15 protein-coding genes are annotated in these 18,527 nt (G+C 66.2%); 13 read left to right on the plus strand and 2 right to left on the minus strand.

What is annotated here, in order from left to right; translation table 11 throughout:
- Positions 1-151: 151 nt before the first annotated feature.
- Positions 152-2,791, plus strand: a complete 2,640-nt coding sequence (gene mprF, locus QM682_RS02180; RefSeq protein ID WP_415126640.1) for a bifunctional lysylphosphatidylglycerol flippase/synthetase MprF — start codon at positions 152-154, stop codon at positions 2,789-2,791.
- Between the two features lie 33 nt (positions 2,792-2,824).
- Here the strand turns inward: mprF and efp are convergent, their stop codons facing one another.
- Positions 2,825-3,391: an elongation factor P gene (gene efp, locus QM682_RS02185; RefSeq protein ID WP_415126642.1), complete on the minus strand. Its 567-nt coding sequence runs from the start codon at positions 3,389-3,391 to the stop codon at positions 2,825-2,827.
- 127 nt (positions 3,392-3,518) lie between these two features.
- On the opposite strand from efp, the gene epmA reads away from it, so the two are divergent.
- The 7 genes from epmA (at position 3,519) to QM682_RS02220 (ending at position 10,613) form a co-directional block, all read left to right on the plus strand.
- On the plus strand, positions 3,519-4,571 hold the full coding sequence (gene epmA / locus QM682_RS02190; protein ID WP_415126644.1) for an EF-P lysine aminoacylase EpmA: 1,053 nt from the start codon (positions 3,519-3,521) through the stop codon (positions 4,569-4,571).
- Positions 4,572-4,789: 218 nt separating this feature from the next.
- The gene (gene ssuD, locus QM682_RS02195) at positions 4,790-5,959 is read left to right on the plus strand and encodes an FMNH2-dependent alkanesulfonate monooxygenase (RefSeq protein ID WP_415126881.1); all 1,170 of its coding nucleotides are present in this window, start codon (positions 4,790-4,792) and stop codon (positions 5,957-5,959) included.
- Between the two features lie 4 nt (positions 5,960-5,963).
- Entirely contained in the window at positions 5,964-7,415 is a 1,452-nt protein-coding gene (locus QM682_RS02200; protein WP_415126646.1) for an FAD/NAD(P)-binding protein, read from the plus strand.
- 36 nt (positions 7,416-7,451) lie between these two features.
- Entirely contained in the window at positions 7,452-8,036 is a 585-nt protein-coding gene (gene msuE, locus QM682_RS02205) for an FMN reductase (RefSeq protein ID WP_415126648.1), read from the plus strand.
- 13 nt (positions 8,037-8,049) lie between these two features.
- A complete protein-coding gene (locus QM682_RS02210) occupies positions 8,050-9,015 on the plus strand; it encodes an aliphatic sulfonate ABC transporter substrate-binding protein (protein ID WP_415126650.1) in 966 nt (321 codons plus the stop codon).
- A gap of 10 nt (positions 9,016-9,025) precedes the next feature.
- On the plus strand, positions 9,026-9,841 hold the full coding sequence (locus QM682_RS02215; protein ID WP_415126652.1) for an ABC transporter permease subunit: 816 nt from the start codon (positions 9,026-9,028) through the stop codon (positions 9,839-9,841).
- On the plus strand, positions 9,828-10,613 hold the full coding sequence (locus QM682_RS02220) for an ABC transporter ATP-binding protein (RefSeq protein WP_415126654.1): 786 nt from the start codon (positions 9,828-9,830) through the stop codon (positions 10,611-10,613). The genes QM682_RS02215 and QM682_RS02220 overlap by 14 nt, the downstream gene beginning before the upstream one ends.
- 60 nt (positions 10,614-10,673) lie before the next feature.
- Here the strand turns inward: QM682_RS02220 and QM682_RS02225 are convergent, their stop codons facing one another.
- Positions 10,674-10,868 carry a hypothetical protein gene (locus tag QM682_RS02225; protein WP_415126656.1) on the minus strand — a complete coding sequence of 65 codons (195 nt, stop codon included), beginning with the start codon at positions 10,866-10,868 and terminating at the stop codon, positions 10,674-10,676.
- A gap of 603 nt (positions 10,869-11,471) precedes the next feature.
- Between QM682_RS02225 and QM682_RS02230 the strand changes: the two genes are divergently transcribed.
- From QM682_RS02230 to QM682_RS02250, 5 genes are all read left to right on the plus strand, one after another.
- The gene (locus QM682_RS02230) at positions 11,472-12,242 is read left to right on the plus strand and encodes a DeoR/GlpR family DNA-binding transcription regulator (protein ID WP_415126658.1); all 771 of its coding nucleotides are present in this window, start codon (positions 11,472-11,474) and stop codon (positions 12,240-12,242) included.
- On the plus strand, positions 12,239-13,753 hold the full coding sequence (locus QM682_RS02235; RefSeq protein WP_415126660.1) for a sugar ABC transporter ATP-binding protein: 1,515 nt from the start codon (positions 12,239-12,241) through the stop codon (positions 13,751-13,753). Before QM682_RS02230 ends, QM682_RS02235 begins: the two co-directional genes overlap by 4 nt.
- 1 nt (position 13,754) lies before the next feature.
- A complete protein-coding gene (locus QM682_RS02240) occupies positions 13,755-14,732 on the plus strand; it encodes an ABC transporter permease subunit (protein ID WP_415126662.1) in 978 nt (325 codons plus the stop codon).
- Positions 14,733-14,773: 41 nt separating this feature from the next.
- Positions 14,774-15,712 carry an ABC transporter substrate-binding protein gene (locus QM682_RS02245; protein ID WP_415126664.1) on the plus strand — a complete coding sequence of 313 codons (939 nt, stop codon included), beginning with the start codon at positions 14,774-14,776 and terminating at the stop codon, positions 15,710-15,712.
- 890 nt (positions 15,713-16,602) lie between these two features.
- Complete coding sequence (locus QM682_RS02250; protein WP_415126666.1) at positions 16,603-18,519, plus strand: ATP-binding cassette domain-containing protein; 1,917 nt, start codon at positions 16,603-16,605, stop codon at positions 18,517-18,519.
- Positions 18,520-18,527: the final 8 nt, after the last annotated feature.

Below are 18,527 nucleotides of genomic sequence, written 5' to 3' on the forward strand. Positions count from 1 at the left end.
CTGCCGCGCAGGCCATCGCACAGGCGCGGCAAATGCCGCAAGACCCGCGCGCGGCATCTTTCGCGCGGCGCGCCGCTGCTTTATGCAGCCTGAAATGTTCCGCCCCGCCGCCGCCCGCAAGCGGCGGCAGGCCCTGACTTTGCAGATGTAGATGACCGTTTCGCAAAGGCCCCCAGGGCCGCGCCAGACCGAGCCAGAGCCCCGCACCGCCCTCTGGCGGCAATTCCTGCCCTATGTGGCGGCCTTCGTGCTGTTCGGGGCCGGGCTTTACGCGCTGAACCGGCTGCTGGCGCCGGTCAATGTGCATGAGGTCGCGCTGCATATCCGCGCCACGCCCTGGCACGTCACCGCGCTGGCGCTGGCGACGACGGTGCTGGGATATCTGTTCCTGGCGGCATACGACTGGTCGGCGCTGCGCCATATCGGCAAGCCCCTGCCCCTGCCCGTCGCGATGACGGGGGGGCTGATGGCCTATGCCTTCGGCAACACCATCGGGCTTTCGGCCATCTCGGGCGCGGCGGTCCGCTGGCGGGTCTATTCGGGGCTGGGGCTGGACGGCTATGACATCGCCGCGATCTCGACCTTCACGGCGGCCTCGTTCGGCATCGCGGCCTCGCTGATCGGCTTCACCGCGCTGGCGATCCATCCCAGCGCGCTGGGGCCGATCCTGCCCCTGCCCGACGGCACGGTGCGGCTGCTGGCGATCCTGGCGGTGCTGGCGGTGATGCTGCCGCTGCTTTGGGCCGCGATCACCCGGCGCGAACTGCGCATCGGCCGCTTTCGCCTGCACGCGCCCACGCTGGGCGTCCTGGGCACGCAACTGGTGATCTGCCTGGGCGACATCGTTTTTTCGGCGGCGACGCTTTATATCCTGCTGCCCTCGCCCGAGATCGGTTTTCCCACCTTCCTGGCCGTCTTCGCCGCCGCGCTCATGGCCGGGGTGCTCAGCCATGTGCCGGGGGGCGTCGGCGTCTTTGAATCGGTGATCATCGCCGCCATGCCGCAGGGCACGCCCATCGACAAGGTCGCCGCAGGGCTGTTGCTATACCGGCTGATCTATTACCTCGTGCCCTTCGCCCTGGCGCTGGTGCTGCTGGCCGCCTATGAGGGCTGGCGGATCCTGGGCCGGGGCCGTGCGACCGTGATCGGCCGCACGCTTGGCACGCTTGAGCCGGCGCTGCGCGCCATTACGCCCATCGCGCCGCTTCTGCTGGCGGTGATGGTCTTCGGCTCGGGCCTGTGGATGAGCGTCTCGGCCGTGCTGCCGCCGATGACCGAAACTTCGGAACTGGCGGAAAGCTTCTTTCCGCTGGCCTTCGTCGAGGGTTCGGTGATGCTGTCCAGCGCGCTTGGCGCCGGGCTGATCGTGCTGTCGCTGGGCGTGGTGCGGCGCAGCCTGGGCGCCTTCTGGCTGACCGTCGCCGCCATGCTGACGGGCGCGGCCTTCGCCCTGCTGGAAGGCGTCGATATCGAGCAGGCGGGCGCGCTGATCCTGGGCGTGCTGATCCTGCTGCCCTTTCGCGGCGCCTTTCACCGCCGCTCGATGCTGACGCATTCGGCGCTGACGCCGGGCTGGGTGGCGCTGATGGTCGCGGCGCTGGCGGGCTTCGGCTTCGTGCTGTTCTTCGCGCATAAGGACACCACCTATTCGAATGAATTATGGTGGCAGTTCGCCACCGACGAGCGCGCGCCGCGCGCTTTGCGGGCGGGGCTGCTGGCCTGCCTGCTGGTGGGTGTCTCGGCGCTGTTCATGCTGCTGCGCATCCCCCGCTTCCGGCCCCAGCCGCCCGACCCGCGCACGCTTGAGATCGCGGGCCAGATCGCCATGCAGGGCGAAAACCCGGATGCGGGCTTCGTGCTGACCGGCGACAAGGCGATCATGCTTTCCGATAGCCGCCAGGCTTTCCTGATGTTCGGCGTCGCCGGGTCAAGCTGGATCGCCTATGGCCCCCCGGTGGGCGAGGAGGAGGCCGCCGAGGAAGTCGCCTACAGCTTCGTCGATGCCGCCCGCCGGACCGGGGCACGGCCGATCTTCTATGAGGTCGGGCCGGACGCGGTGCCGCTGATGCTGGATCTGGGCATGACGCTGCACAAGATGGGAGAGGAGGCGCTGGTGGACCTGCGCGGCTTCTCTCTGGAAGGGCCGCATCGCAAGCGCCTTCGCACCACATTCGCCCGTGCGGGCCGCGACGGGCTTAGCCTTGAAATCACCGCTCCGCCGCATGGCGCCGCCCTGATGGGCGAACTGAAAATCATTTCAGACGAATGGCTTCTGTCAAAAAAATCGAAGGAAAAAGGGTTTTCGGTCGGGCGCTTCGATGCCGATTGGCTGAACCTTTGGGATCTGGCGCTGGTGCGGCTGAACGGGCGCATCGTGGCCTTCGGCAATGTGATGACCACGGATCAGCGGCGCATCGCCTCGATCGACCTGATGCGGCATCGCGCGGATGCGCCCTCGGGGACGATGGAATACATGTTCACGGCGCTGATGCTGGCGCTGAAGGAGCGCGGCTATCCGTTCTTTTCGCTGGGCATGGCACCCTTGGCGGGGCTTGACCCGCAGCGGTCGCGCCGGACCTGGGACCGCTTCGGCGCGCTGATCTTTCGCCATGGCGGCAGCTTCTACAAATTCGAGGGGCTGCGCGCCTTCAAGGACAAGTTCGGGCCGGAATGGACGCCGCATTACCTGGCGACGCCGACCTCGATGCCGCCGCTGCTGCCCCTGGCGGATGCGGCCAGGCTGATCGCCCGACCGCCGGGCGCGGGCAGCGCGGTGCGCGAGCCGGAATAGAATAAGGGGGCCGAGGCCCCCTTTTCGCCGAAATCAGGCTTTCGCCCGCTCTACATAGGTCAGGTCGGCGGTGTTGATGATCACCTTCGTTCCCACGCCGATATGCGGCGGCACCATGATCCGCACGCCGTTATGCGCCATCGCGGGCTTGTAGCTGGACGAGGCGGTCTGGCCCTTGACGACAGGCTCAGTCTCGACAACCTCGACCGTCACCTTCTGGGGCAGCTCGATGGCGATGGCGACGCCGTTATGGACTTGCAGAAAGACGCTGATGCCGTCCTCAAGAAACACCTTGTCATCGCCGACCACATCGGGCGAGACGGTGACCTGCTCATAGCTTTCCGGCTCCATGAAGTGGAAGCCCTCGCCATCCTCATAAAGGAAGTTATAGGCGCGCTCATCGACATGGGCACGCTCGACCTGTTCCGTCGTCTTCCAGCGTTCCGAGACCTTGTTGCCGTCCGAGATGCGCCGCAGATCGACCTGGGTGGTCGGCGTCCCCTTGCCGGGGTGGAAGTTGGTCGCCGTCAGGACGACATAGAGCTTGCCGTCGATCTCGACGACATTGCCTTTGCGAAGGCTGGAAGCGATGACTTTCAAGGCGGTTTCCCTGCGTGCTTTTGAAATTCCGGGTGGCCGATGCGGATCGGATCGGCGAAAGATGTGGTCCCATAGCGGTTTTGGCGCCGCATTGCCAGAAGCAAGCTTGCCGGAAAAGAGGCATCCCATGACACCGACCCGACCCATGCCGCAGGACACGCCCTGGTGGGATCGCGACCGCCATGCCGGGCGCCGCCCCCTGCTGCTGGCGCGTGGCCGCATCCAGGCCGCGATCCGCGCCTGGCTGGCCGAGCGGGATTTCCTTGAGGTCGATCCCGCCGGTCTGGCGGTCAGCCCCGGCAACGAGGCGCATCTGCACGGGTTCCAGACCCGGCTGATCGGCAATGACGGCGCGGCCCGGCCGATGTATCTGCACACCAGCCCCGAATTCGCGATGAAGAAACTGCTGGCGGCGGGTGAGCGGCGGATCTTCTCGCTTGGTCATGTCTGGCGCAACCGCGAGCGGACCGGGCTGCACCATCCCGAATTCACCATGCTGGAATGGTATCGCGTGGGCGAGGATTATTCCGTTCTGTTCGATGATTGCATGGAGTATCTAAAGTTGGCGGCCAGTCGGGCCGGGGCCAAGCGCCTGCAATATCGCGGCATCACCTGCGACCCCTTCGCCAGCCCTCGGGTCGTGACCCTGGCCGAGGCTTTCGCGGAATTCGCGGGGATCGACCTGCTTTCGACCTGCGACGGCGCCGAAACGGATGCCGCGGCGCTGCGCGCCCAGGCCCTGGCCCAGGGCATCCGTCTGGCTGCCGATGACACCTGGTCCGACATCCTGTCCCGCATCCTTGTCGAGAAGGTCGAGCCGCATCTGGGCCATGGCGTGCCCACGATCCTGGACCGCTATCCCGCCGCCGAGGCGGCGCTGGCGCGGCCCGCCTCGGACCCTCGCGAGGCCGAGCGGTTCGAGCTTTACGCCTGCGGCGTCGAGCTTGCCAACGGCTTCGGCGAATTGACCGATCCCGCCGAGCAGCGCCGCCGCTTTCAGCTTGAGATGGACGAGAAGGCCCGCGTTTACGGCGAACGCTATCCGCTGGACGAGGACTTTCTGGCGGCGCTGGCTTTCATGCCTCCGGCCTCGGGCTGCGCGCTGGGATTCGACCGGCTGGTGATGCTGGCGACCGGCGCGCCGCGCATCGACGAGGTTCTTTGGACCCCGGTAGCATAGCGCATGATTAGCAAATCATTCCACCAGGCCGGCAGATTGCGGGATAAATTTCCCCATTAAATTTACAAAGGCAGAACGATCTGTTCAAAATCGCCGAGTGAGAAAATCACTATTTAAACAATCGTCATTTGCTGTATTATTCCCCGGATACCGAGCCCCAGAGGCGCGAAAGTTTCGGAAGGAAGGAATGCCGGATGACGATCCAAGTGCCGGAAAAGGTGAAAGTGCTGTGGTTCCTGCCCACGCATGGCGACAGCCGCTATCTGGGAACCTCGGAAGGGGGGCGGGCGGTCAATCTGCCCTATCTGCGCCAGATCGCCCAAGCCGCCGATTCCCTGGGCTATTACGGCGTCCTTCTGCCCACGGGTCGCAGTTGCGAGGATAGCTGGATCGTGGCCTCGGCGCTGGTCTCGCAGACCGAGCGGCTGCGCTTTCTGGTCGCGGTGCGCCCCGGCCTGCAATCGCCGGGCGTGGCGGCACGGATGACCGCGACGCTGGACCGGCTTTCGGGCGGGCGGCTTTTGATCAATGTCGTCACTGGCGGCGATCCGGTCGAGAACGCGGGCGACGGCATCCACCTGAACCATGCCGAACGCTATGAGGTCACGCGGGAATTCCTGGATGTCTACAAGGCCCTGCTGGCCGGCGAGACGGTGAATTACGAAAGCAAGCATTTCCGCATCGTGGACGGCAAGCTGCTGTTCCCCCCCGTGCAAGAAAACGGCCCGCCGCTTTACTTCGGCGGCTCATCGGACGCGGCCAATGCGGTGGCGGCCAAGCAGGTGGACAAATACCTGACCTGGGGCGAGCCTCCGGCCCAGGTCCAGGCCAAGGTCGACAGCGTCCGCCGCCTGGCCGAGGCCGAGGGCCGCGAGGTCAGCTTCGGCATCCGCCTGCATGTGATCGTGCGCGAAACCAATGCCGAAGCCTGGGAAGCCGCCGACCGGCTGATCAGCAAGCTGGACGACGCGACCATCGCCAAGGCGCAAGAGACCTTCGCGCGGATGGATTCGGTCGGGCAGCGGCGCATGGCCGAACTGCATGGCGGGCGCCGCGACAAGCTGGAGATCAGCCCGAACCTCTGGGCCGGGGTGGGTCTGGTGCGCGGCGGCGCGGGCACGGCGCTGGTGGGCGATGCCGCCACCGTGGCCGAGCGGATCGACGAATACCGCCGCGTGGGCATCGATACCTTCATCCTGTCGGGCTATCCGCATCTGGAGGAAGCCTACAGCTTCGGCGAACGCGTGCTGCCGTTGCTGCCGCTGGACCATGACCGGCCGGCACAGGACGCCGTGGCCAATATGGGTCCCTTCGGCGAGGCGGTCGGCAACGACTATCGCCCCGGTCCCCGCAGCACGCCGCGCCCCGTCCTGGTCACGGGCGGCTAGGATCATGACGACCGTCGAGCCTCCCCTGCGCGCGGTCATCATCGGCGGCGGTTTCACCGGCGCCGCGGTGGCCTGGCACCTGGCCCGGATGAGGCTGCCGGCACGGATCACCGTGGTCGAGCCGCGCGCCGATCTGGGCCGGGGCCAAGCTTACTCCGCCACCGATCCGGCGCATCGGCTGAACGTCTCGGCGGATAACAATATGTCGATCGACCCCGGAAATCCCTTGGATTTCGCCGAATGGCTGGCCCAGGCCCAGGCGGCGGGCCGCGTCGCCCCCGATCCGGCGGCCGCGACCGAATACGGCATCTTTCCCGCCCGCGCGCTGTTCGGGCGCTATATGGCCGAGCGGTTGCAGCCCGATCTGGACAGCGGCGCGATCCGCCACATCCGCGCCCGCGTCGGCGATATCGAGCGGGGTCCCGAGGGCACGCTGATGCTGCATCTGTCGGATGACAGCCGGATCCGGGCCGATCTTCTGGTGCTGGCGACGGGCCATCCGGCCCCCGCCCCGCCCGGCTTTCTGGTGGGTCTTGCCGATGTCGTAGATACCTCGGACAGCGAGGGCCTGGCCCAGGTTCCCCAGGACGGGCGTGTGCTGATCCTGGGCGCCGCGCTTAGTTCGGCGGATGCCGTGGCCACGCTGGCGCGGCAGGGTTTCAAGGGTCGTATCACCTGCCTTTCGCGCCATGGGCTGCGCTCGCGCGGGCAGGGCCATGTGCGCGAGTTAAGCGAGGCCGATTTCACCGATCCGCCGCTGCAAGGCGTTTCGGACCTGGTGCGGCGCGTGCGCCATGCCGTGGTGGACGATCAGGCGCGGGGCGAAAGCTGGCATGCGGTTCTGCGCCGGCTGCGCATGCAGGGTCCGGCGATCTGGGCGGCGCTGGATCAGCCGTCCCGCGCCCGGCTGCTGCGGCATCTGCGCAGTTTCTGGGATGTCCACCGCTATCGGTTGCCGCCGCAGACCGAGGCGGTGATCCAGGGCCTGATCGCCGAGGACCGGCTGCATTATCAGGCAGGGCATGTGGTCTCGGTCCATCGCGAGGCCGATGAGCTAAGGGTCGCGTGGAGGCCGCGCGGCAACGGGCAGGTCCGGCAACAGGGCTTCGACCGGCTGATCGTCACCACCGGCCCGGCCCAGGGGCGATGCATTCAGGGGAACCCCGCATTGGGGGCCCTGGCCCGTCTGGGCCTGATCACTGCCGATCCCCTGGGCCTGGGCCTTGCCACACGGGAAAGCTGCAAGGCCGTCGATGCCCAGGGTCAGGCCAGCGACCGCATCCTGGTCGCGGGGCCGCTGGCTCGGGGGCATGTGGGGGAATTGGTGGGCGCGCCAGAATGTGCCGTCCATGCGCGCGGGATCGCGCAGCAGATCGCCCGGCGGGCCGCGCCAAGCGCGATGCCCCTGCCGACCCCGCAGCCCCCGGCGCCCGGCCGGTCCGCCTTGTCGTCCTGATCCGTCGGGACCATCCGAAATCACGAGGAGTTTTCCATGACCATCCTGACCGTCACCGGCTTTGCTGGCAGTTTCTCGGCGCCCTCGCGCAGCCGTGCGCTGGTCGAGCAGGCCGTGGATCTGGTCGCCGAGCGTTTCAATGCCGTGGGCCATGTCTTTGATCTGGCCCAGCTTGGTCCCTCGCTGGGCCATGCCCGGAAATTGGGCGACCTGGCCCCCGAGGCGCTTGAGCATGTGACCGCGCTGCTGCGCGCCGACGCGCTGGTGATTGCAAGCCCGGTCTACAAGGGCAGCTATGCGGGCCTGTTCAAGCATCTGTTCGACCTGCTCGATCCCGGCATGCTGGCGGGCAAGCCCGTGCTTCTGGCCGCGACGGGCGGCGGCGACCGCCACGCGCTGGTGATCGAGCAGCACCTGCGCCCGCTTTTCGGCTTTTTCGAGGCCCAGACCCTGGCAACAGGGGTCTATGCCTCGGATCGCGATTTCCTGGGCGGACGCCTGACGGACGAGGCGGCACGCACACGTCTTAGCCGCGCCGTGAACCAGTTCGCCCCCTTCCTGAATCCCTACACCGCCCCGGCCCTGCCCGAGGCCCCCGCGCCCATCCTGAAGGCGCTTTGAAAGGACTGAAGCCATGACCATGATTTTCTCGCGCCGTGCCGCCATCGGGCTGGGCCTGGCCGCCATGGCTGCCCCCGCGATCCTGCGCGCCGCTCCCGCCCGCGAATTGCGCGTCGGCTGGCAGAAAGCCGGCCTTCTGAGCCTCGTCAAGGGTGCCGGCACCTTCGAGAAGGCGCTGGCCGACAAGGGCATTCGGGTCACCTGGTCCGAATTCACCTCGGGTCCGCCCCTGCTTGAGGCGCTTTCCGCCGGTGCGCTGGATTTCGGCTATACCGGGAACGTCCCCCCGATCTTCGCCCATGCGGCGCGGGGCAACCTGCTGTTCGTCGGCGCCGGCCAGAACTCGCGCGAGGGGCACGCGATCCTGGTGCCCAAGGACTCGCCCCTGCAAAAGCTTGAGGATCTGAAGGGCGCGAGCATCGCCTTCAAGCGCGGCAGTTCGGCCCATTACGCGACGATCAAGCTGCTGGAGAAGGCTGGGCTGACGCTGGACGACATCAAGCCGCAGGACCTTTCGCCCCCCGATGCCATCGCCGCCTTCGACGCGGGCGCCATCGGGGCCTGGACGATCTGGGACCCCTATTTCGCCATGGCGCAGGACCGGCCCAACACCCGTGTGCTGTCCACGACCGAGATCCTGGAGCCGGATTACAATTTCTATTCCGCCAATGACAGCTATACCAAGAACAACCCCGAACTGGTGGCCCAGCTGGTCGAACTGGTGCGCCAGGACGGCGTCGCGGGGCAGAAGGATCTGCCCGAGACGATCCGCACCTTCTCGAAGGAAACCGGCCTGTCGGAGCAGGTGATGGAGCGCGCCCTGACCCGCAAGGAGGCTGATCTGGGCCGCGTCGGCTATGTCGAGCCGCACCATGTCACCTATGAGCAGGGCGTCGCGGACGAGTTCTTCAAGCTCAAGATCATCCCGCGGCAACTCGACATCGCCTCGGTGGTCTGGACCCCGCAGAAAGCCAGCTAAGGAGATCGTGATGAGCCTTGCAGAAACCTCGGTGCAGCGTATCGCGGGCTGGCGCCCCGGCCTGCCGAAGGCGCAGTCCCTGCTGCCCTATGCCGTGCCCGCCGCCATCCTGGTGCTGTGGGAACTGGCTGGCGCGACGGGGCTGGTCGCCGATACGGTGATGCCCCGCCCCTCGACCATCTTCGCGACCGCCGTGCGGATGAGCCTTTCGGGCGAGCTGTTCACCCATCTGGGCGTCTCGGCCGCGCGGGCACTGGCCGGGCTGATCGTGGGCGGCGGCATCGGCTTTGCGCTGGGGGTCGCCAACGGCGTCTCGCGAACCAGCGAGGTGCTGACCGACAGCACGCTTCAGATGGTGCGCAATATCCCGCACCTGGCGCTGATCCCGCTGGTCATCCTGTGGTTCGGCATCGGCGAGGGCGCCAAGCTGTTCCTGGTGGCGCTTGGCGTGTTCTTCCCGATCTACCTGAACACGCTGCACGGCATCCGCAACGTGGACCCGCAACTGATCGAGATGGGCCGCGCCTACGGGATGAACGGGCGCCAGCTTTTCCGCCGCATCGTGCTGCCGGGGGCGCTGCCCTCGATCTTCGTGGGGCTGCGTTATGGGCTGGGGATCATGTGGCTGACGCTGATCGTGGCGGAAACGCTTTCGGCCTCGTCTGGGCTGGGCTACATGGCGATGCAGGCGCGCGAATTCATGGTGCTGGATGTCGTCGTCCTGTCGATCCTGCTTTACGCCGCCCTGGGCAAGCTGGCGGATTCGCTGACCCGCGCGCTTGAACGGCGCGCCCTGAAATGGAGCCCGGCCTATGCCAATCACTGAGATCGCGCCGCAGGCCGGGCTGGCCCCGCCGCCCCATCCGTCACGCCTGTCGCTGGCCGGGGCGCCGGTCGATATCCGTCACCTCAGCCAAAGCTTCGGCAGCACTACCGTCCTGCGCAATCTGGACCTAAGCGTGCGGCCGGGCGAGTTTCTGTCCCTTGTCGGGAAAAGCGGCTGCGGCAAATCCACGCTTCTGCGCCTGATCGCGGGGCTGGACCGGCCAAGCGCGGGCCAGGTCAGCGTGGGCGGCCTGCCCGCGCATGAGGCCAGCGACAAGCTGCGCATCATGTTCCAGGAACCGCGCCTGCTGCCTTGGGCCTCGGTCGCCGAGAATGTCGCCGTGGGCCTGCGCAACGGGCGCGATCCGCAGGCGGTGGCGGATGCCCTGGCCTCGGTCCAGCTTTCCGACAAGGCCGGGCTTTGGCCGGCGCAGCTTTCAGGCGGTCAGCGCCAGCGTGTCGCCCTGGCCCGCGCGCTGGTCAGCCATCCGGGCCTGCTGCTTTTGGACGAACCGCTGGGCGCGCTGGATGCGCTGACCCGGTTGACCATGCAGACCCTGATCCGCGACATGCATGAGCAGGCGGGCTTTACCGCTGTCCTTGTGACCCATGACGTGGCCGAGGCCGTGGCGCTGTCGGATCGCGTCATCGTGCTGGGCCAGGGCGGCATCCTGCACGAGACGCGGATCACGCGCGATCATGCCGCAGGCCATCGCAGCCCGGAACTGGCGGCGATCGAGGAAGAGATCCTGGATATCATCTTTCGCGGCTGAATCCCCGCGCCATCCGCCTAGGCGGGTGGCGCGGTCCCCTGGGCCGCCCTTGGGGTTGTTTCAGGCGCGAGCCCGCATTATCGGAGCCCTTGCCGGGGCGGGCATCGCGCCGCGCTCCAGATGGGCGACCGCCGCCATGGCCATCTCGACCGAGACGCCGTGCAGTTGCGCATTCTCGTCCTGCCGGGCCGCCCCGGCCAGACAATCGCGCAGCGTCACGCGTGACACCTGGCTCTGCGACGAAAGCATCGCCATCAGAGCACGCCCCAAGGTCAGGGCAATCATGTCAGGACTGTCAAAATAGTCTGGATATGATTTGCATGTTCGCGGCATGCGTTCTCCCTGTCACGTGTTAAAAACTTCATGGATCCGGGCAATGCGATTCCGTCAGATGGCGACTGTGAATGCACTACCGTTCTACTTAACGGTGAATGATCTGACAACATTGTTTTCCGCCGAACTGTCACCTCTCGCATACCGTTATGGTTGTGTCGTGCGATTTTACAAACCATATAAGGTATATCAAAAGGAAGTTTATCAATCTTAGATTGAATAATCTATCTTAAAAACATCTCCAGATTGCTCAACTGTGATCACAATGGACCCGATTCCCGCAGCGGAAGGGCTGCGCCTCATTACACCATATCGTTTATTTTCATATATCCTTACGGTTGTGTCTTGGCGTAAAAACAGGCAACTCTCGCGGGGGCGTAAATATCGCTGAAATCATGGGCAACTCGCTTCCAAGGCCATCGTCTTCCCGCGCGGGACGGGGCTTGGACAGGGGTGAAATACTGTTTGCGCAGCCTCATCTTCGCGAGTAAGTTCGATCATCAGCACGCGGCTTTGGGAGGGGTTGTGAGCGATTCCGACCGACAGGCGCAGATTGTCGCCCTTTTGGGTGAGCAACCTTTCGCATCCGTGCGCGAGCTTCAGAAGCTTGTGGGCGCATCGGGGGCGACCATCCGCCGCGACATCGAAAAGCTGAACGAGACCGGGCGCGCGCGCAAGGTCTATGGCGGCGTCGCCGCCATGGAACGCAGTCTTCGCCCCGCCGACCTGCCCTTCGTCGAAAATCGCGACATCGCCGTTTCCGCCAAGCGCGCCATCGCGCGCGAGGCCGAGAAGCTGGTCCAGGACGGCACCGCCATCGTCGTGCATGGCGGCTCGACCTGCTTTCACTTCGGTTGCCGCATGGCCGAGCGGAACCTGCGCGTGCTGACCTATTCCATGCCGCTGGCGGCTTATCTGTCGGAATTCGGCCTGTGCCAGCTTGACGTGCTGGGGGGCGCTCTGCACCGCGCGCCGGGCGTGATGTATGATGCCGCCATGCGCCCCGATTTCTATGCCGCGCAATTCTTCGTCGGCGCGCTGGGGATCGGAGAGCAGGGCGTCCTGGAGCAGCACCCCCTTTTGGTGCGGCTGAGCGACGAGATGAGCCGCCGCGCCAATGAAACCGTGGTCCTGGCCGACAGCCGCAAGTTCGGCATCCGCCCGCCGACCGTCGCCCTGCCCTTTTCCCGCGTCGCCCGGCTCGTCACCGATGACGGGCTGAGCGATGCCCATGCCAAGCTGCTGGAACGCGCAGGCGTCCAGATCATCATTGCCAAGAATGAGAGGGAGACATGAGCAAGGCCCCGATCCTAGAAATGCGGAATATCTCGAAGACCTTCGGCGCGGTGCGCGCGCTCAAGGATGTCAGCCTGACCGTCAACCCGGCCGAGCTTCACGCCCTGATGGGCGAGAACGGCGCGGGGAAATCGACGCTGATGAAGATCCTGTCCGGGGCCTACAAGGCCGATCCGGGCGGCAGCGTCACCATCGAGGGCAAGCCCCAGGCCGAGGCCGCGGGCGCCGTCGCGGTGATCTATCAGGAACTGTCGCTGGCCCCGAACCTGACCGTGGCCGAGAACATGTTCCTGGGCCGCGAGATCGCCAGCCGGGGCGTGGTGGACCGCGCCACCACCCGCGAGCGCGCGCAGCCGATCCTGGACCGGCTGGGTGTCGGCTTCGACGCGCGCAGCAAGGTGGGCGATCTGTCCCTGGGCGAGCGCCAGATGGTCGAGATCGCCCGCGCCCTGACCACCGACGCCCGCCTGATCGTCATGGACGAGCCGACGACATCGCTTTCCGCGCGCGAAAGCGAGAAGCTGTTCGAGGTGATCGCCCGGCTGAAGTCCGAAGGCATCGCCATCATCTATATCAGCCACCGCATGGAAGAGGTCTATGCGCTGGCCGACCGCTGTTCGGTCCTGCGCGACGGGGTCTATATCGGCACGCTGGAGCGCGAGGAACTGTCGGCGGCGCGGCTGGTGCAGATGATGGTCGGCCGCGATCTGGACAGCTTCTACAAGAAAGAGCACAACCCCGCCCCCGACCAAAGCGGCGCGCCGCTGCTGCGGGTCTCGGGGTTGACCGATGGCGGCATGGTCAAGCCCTGCTCGTTCGAGCTGTGGCGCGGCGAGGTTCTGGGCATCGCGGGGCTGGTCGGCTCGGGCCGGACCGAGCTTGCGCGGCTGATCTACGGCGCCGATCCCCATAGCGCCGGCACGATCGAGCTTGAGGGCAAGCCGGTCACGACCTCGGACCCGCGTTCCAGCCTTGCCGCCGGCATCGCCTATCTGACCGAGGATCGCGGCAAGCTGGGCCTGTTTCTGGACATGTCGATCTCGGACAATGTGAATATCGGCGTGATCCAGCAGGATGCGGGCAAGGGGGGCTTGCTGGATTTCAAGGCCGCCGCCCGCCGCGCCAATGAGGCGGTCAAGGCGCTGGCGGTCAAGACGCCCTCGGCACGGTTGCCCGTGGGCGGCCTTTCGGGCGGGAACCAGCAGAAGGTGCTGATCGCCCGCCTGCTTGAGACCAAGCCCCGCGTCGTCATCCTGGACGAGCCGACCCGAGGCGTCGACGTGGGCGCAAAATCCGAGATCTACAAGCTGATCGACGCGCTGGCCCGCCAGGGCGTGGGCGTCATCGTGATTTCAAGCGAACTGGCCGAAATCATCGGCACCTGCGACCGGGTGCTGGTGATGCGCGAGGGCCATATCGCCGGCGAGGTCGCATCCGCCCCCGGCCGCCCGATCACCCAAGAAGCCATCATGGAATTCTCGACCGGCACGGTCACCGAAGGAGCAGCCTGACATGTCCGATCCCAAAACCAGTCCCGCCGCCAGCCAGCGCCTGCGCGCCATGATGAGCGTGGTGGGCATGCTGCCCGTGCTGATCCTGCTGGCCATCATCTTCGAGATGATGAGCGGCCGCTTCATGAGCGTGAACAACCTATCCAACGTGATGCAGCAGGCATCGATCAATATCGTCCTCGCCTCGGGGATGACCTTCGTGATCCTGACCGGGGGCATCGACCTTTCCGTCGGCTCGATCCTTGCCACCTCGGCGATGATCGCGGTCATCGTCTCGCTGATCCCTGGGATCGGCTGGCTGGGCGTGCCGGCCTCGATGGGGATCGGGCTGGCCTGCGGGCTGGCCAATGGCGTCCTGATCTCGGCCCTGCGATTGCCGCCGTTCATCGTGACATTGGGCTCGCTTACGGCGGTCAGGGGCCTTGCCCGGCTGCTGGGCAACGACACCACCGTGTTCAACCCGGACCTGCCCTTCGACGTGATCGGCAACGGCACCCTGTTCGGTATCCCCTGGCTTGCGATCATCGCCCTGGCGGTGGTGCTGGCATCCTGGTTCGTGCTGAAGCGCACGGTGCTGGGCACCTGGATCTATGCCACCGGCGGCAACCCCGAGGCGGCGCGCCTGACTGGCATCAAGGTGCCGCTGGTGCTGCTTTTCGTCTATGGCATCTCGGGCCTGTTCGCGGGTCTGGGCGGCGCCATGGCGGCGGCCCGGCTTTACGCCGCGAACGGCCTGCAACTGGGCCAGGCTTACGAGCTTGACGCCATCGCCGCCGTCATCCTGGGCGGCACCAGCTTCGTCGGCGGCATCGGCACGATCTGGGGCACGCTGATCGGCGCGCTGATCATCGCGGTTCTGTCGAACGGCCTGATCCTGATCGGGGTCAGCGACATCTGGCAATATATCGTCAAGGGCCTCGTCATCATCGCGGCCGTGGCGTTGGACCGCTATCGCCAAAAAGGCGGCGCGCGGACCTGATACGACCCATTCCCACACGCATATCACGGGAGGAAAACCACATGCGTTTTGCGAAGACCCTGGCCTCGGCCCTTGCCCTGGCCACCGTAGCGGCGGTGCCTGTCTCCGCCAAGGACCTGAACAATGTCGGTATCTCGGTCGGACTGCTGGGCAACCCCTTCTTCGTCGCCACCATCCAGGGGATCGAGGACGCGGCCCGCAAGATCAATCCGAACGTCAAGGTCACGTCGGTCTCGGCCGATTACGACCTGAACAAGCAGGTCAGCCAGATCGACAGCTTCGTGGCGGCGGGCGCCGACATCATCATGCTGAACGCGGTCGATGCCTCGGCCATCGCTCCGGCGGTGAAACGGGCGACCGCGGCGGGTGTCGTCGTCGCGGCCTTCGACGTGTCGGCGCCGGGCGCGACCATCACGGTGATGACCAACAACGTCCAGGCCGGCGAGAAAGCCTGCGCCTATCTGGCCGAGAACCTGGGCCAGAAGGGCGATATCGTCATCGTCAACGGCCCGTCCGCATCCGCGGTCCTGGATCGGGTCAAGGGCTGCAAGGACGAGCTGGCCAAGTATCCCGACATGAAGATCCTGTCCGACGACCAGAACGCCCAAGGCTCGCGCGACGGCGGCTTGAACGTCGGCCAGAACATCCTGACCCGCTTCGACAAGATCGACGGCGTTTTCGCGATCAACGACCCAAGCGCGATCGGCTTCGCGCTGGCCGCCAAGCAGGCCGGCCGCAACGAATTCATCATCACCTCGGTCGATGGTGCACCCGATATCGAGAAGGAGCTGCAATCGGGCAAGGGGCTGATCAAGGCGTCGGCCTCGCAGGATCCCTATGCCATGGCGGGCCAGGCGTTGCAGATGGGCTATGACGCGATGCAGGGCACGGTGCCCGAGCCGAACGTCGTCCTGCTTGAGCCGCAATTGATCACGCATGACAATATCGGCGAATACAAAGGCTGGACCGCCGCCCGCTGATGATGCGACGGGACCGCGCCTTTCCGGGCGTGGTCCCCTTTGCGCAAGACGAAGCCGCGCCCTTGGGCCTGGCGACGCATGATGCCGCGCTATAGGCGGCACTTCCCGGCATCGGCGGCCTGGGTGTATGACACACCTATGCCGTGCCTTGTCCGCCAAGTCGCGTCTGCGGCCTCGCTCCGGCCGGGTGGCCGCCATGGCGGGTTGCCCGGCCTGGTTCCGGGATTGCATTTCGACATGGCCGGCAGGTCGAGCCGGTGCTGGACCTAACTATCCCGCGCGCATTGCGCCCTCGGCCCTATCCGATGCAGCCGGCCTGATCCTGCCGATCCCGCGCGGTGGAAACGATTAAAATCTCCGCGACCGGCGGAATTCATGCGGCCATGGGGCGGTTCGGCAACAGGTGCCCGCCCAAGCGGATTGCCCCGACTTCCTTCCCAGAGCGGCAAGCCCGCGCGGCGATACGCGCGCCGCCGCCCCCGGCCAGCGCCGGGATGCGCGCGAAAACCGATATCAGACTTTCCGCCATCTCAATCCTTTAGTCGCGAAGGGCGGTTCGAATCAGGGCATCTGGCCACGGCCAGGGGCGGTCTTTCGCACGGGGGTTCCGTCACGCCGTCAAGAGAGATTTCGCCTATGCGACGATTTCTCACCCCCCTTCCCCGCAAAGAGATGACGATTAATACAGGGGCCTATCCCATATCGGCGATTTACCGCTTATATTTTCTGTTGCTATGCTTCAAGGATGAAGGGGTCGCGAAGCCGTGATGGCCAAGGGCGACCAAGGAGAGAAATCGAACAATGTGCCGGTTCCGGCCCAGGGGGTAAGCATGTCGCCCTGGGACAGGTGACCGCATGCCGGCACGGAAGGGCAGAAGCAGTTGGAACGCTTGAGTGGTTTCTGGGGTCTGATCTTCGCTTACTGGACATCCGAGCGGTGGCGCGAGGCGTGGCTGCTGACGGGTCTGGTTCTGGTGATGACCACGCTGCTCAGCAAGGCAAGCGTCTGGGTCGCGCTCGCCAGCGCGGACTTCCTGGCCTCGCTCGCGAATTTTCATGCCCCCGGCCTTGGCGTCGATCCCGGCCACACCATCCTGACCGCCGGCGCGATCTATCTGGCGATCTTCGTCTCGCGCATGGTCGGGGTGGCGATGCGGCACTATTTCTCATCCACGCTGCACCGCCGGGCGCGGGGCTGGCTGGTCGGGCGCTTCAACGCCGCCATCCTGGCGGATGAGCGGATCGCCCTGGACCTGATGAGCGACCGCTCGGACCGGGGCGACGGGCCGCGCATGCCGGATGCCATCGACCAGCGGGTGGATGTCTGCTCGGCCAATCTTTACGGCGGCCTGATCGGGCTGACGATGGGCGTCTGGGGCGCGGTCGCCTCGACCTATTTCGTGTTCTCGGCGCTGATCCAGCGCAGCCAGCCGGTGCCTTTCCTGGACCGCTGGGGCGCCAGCGCCAATGCCGCGCTGGAGCCGTGGCTGGGCGCGGGGCTGGCGGGGCGGATCGACCTGGTGCCGGGGCAATACGGCTCGGTCCTGCTGACGCTGGCTCTGGTCGTGGTCTATGTCCCGGTCATCACCTGGCTTGCCTGGCGCCTGGGCCGCGTGATCGAGCGGCTGACCATCCGCCGCCAGCGCCATGACGGTGCATGGCGGGGCGAATGGAGCATCATGCTGAGCCGGGTCGGGCAACTGGCCTCGGCGCGGGGCGAACGGGCGCAGGCGCGCATCAACGACCGGCTTTACGACGACCTGGACCGCACCTGGGGCAAGCAGAACTGGCTGGGCGCCGGGGTGATGCTGTTCAACAACGTCTACAGTTTCCTCTCGGCGCGGCTGCTGGCCTATCTGCCGGGCCTGCCCGCCTATATGGCCGGCAACCTGACCTTTCGCGACCTGGCCGCCGGCAGCGAATTGACGGCCGAGCTGATCGGCGATCTGTCCTGGTTCATCAACGTCATGCCCGACATCGCTGCGCTCAAGGCCAATGCGCAGCGCCTGACCGAGCTTGCGGCGGCGATCGAGCGGGTCAAGGCGCGGCAGGATTTCTATGCCCAGACCGGCGTCAGCCGCTTTTCCCGCGCCCGCAGCGCCCAGGGCGCGCTTCTGGGCCTGGACGACCTGCGCCTGCACCATCGCGGGCATGACAACGCACCCTTCCTGTCGGTGGCGCGGCTGCGGCTTTACCCCGGCGACCGGGTGTTTCTGAACGGCCAGAACGGCTGCGGCAAAAGCAGCCTGCTGAAGGCCGTGGCCGGGCTTTGGCCCTATGGCGAGGGGTGCGTGACCCTGCGCGAGGGGGCGCGCCTGTTTCTGGCCGGGCAGGAACCCGACGTGCCCGACCGCCTGACCCTCAAGGCGCTGGTGACCTATCCCGACCACCCTGAGCAGCATTCCGACATCGACGCCGCCGCCGCCATGGCCCGCGTCGGCCTGGGGAATTTCATCGCCAGCCTGGGCGATGATCTGTATCAGGGCAAGAACTGGCGCAATGTCCTGTCGGGCGGGCAGAAGCAGCGGCTGGTGCTGGCGCGGATCCTGCTGGCCAAGCCCCAGGTGCTTTTGCTGGACGAGGCGACGGCGGCGCTGGACGCCGATGCGGTCGTGGACTTCCACCAGACCTTGTGCGACTGCTTGCCCAAGACCGCCATCCTCGCCGTGCTGCATGGCGACTCGGCGCCCCATGATCCCGACGGCACGCCCTTCTATGCGTCCGTGCTTCAGATCCGCGAGGGCGTCGGTCACCTGCGCCCGGTCTTGGGTTCGGGCCTTGAGGTCGTGCGCCACGCGGCCGAATAGACGCTACG

The sequence above is a fragment of the Paracoccus sp. (in: a-proteobacteria) genome, from assembly GCF_047605025.1.
Lineage (GTDB): Bacteria > Pseudomonadota > Alphaproteobacteria > Rhodobacterales > Rhodobacteraceae > Paracoccus.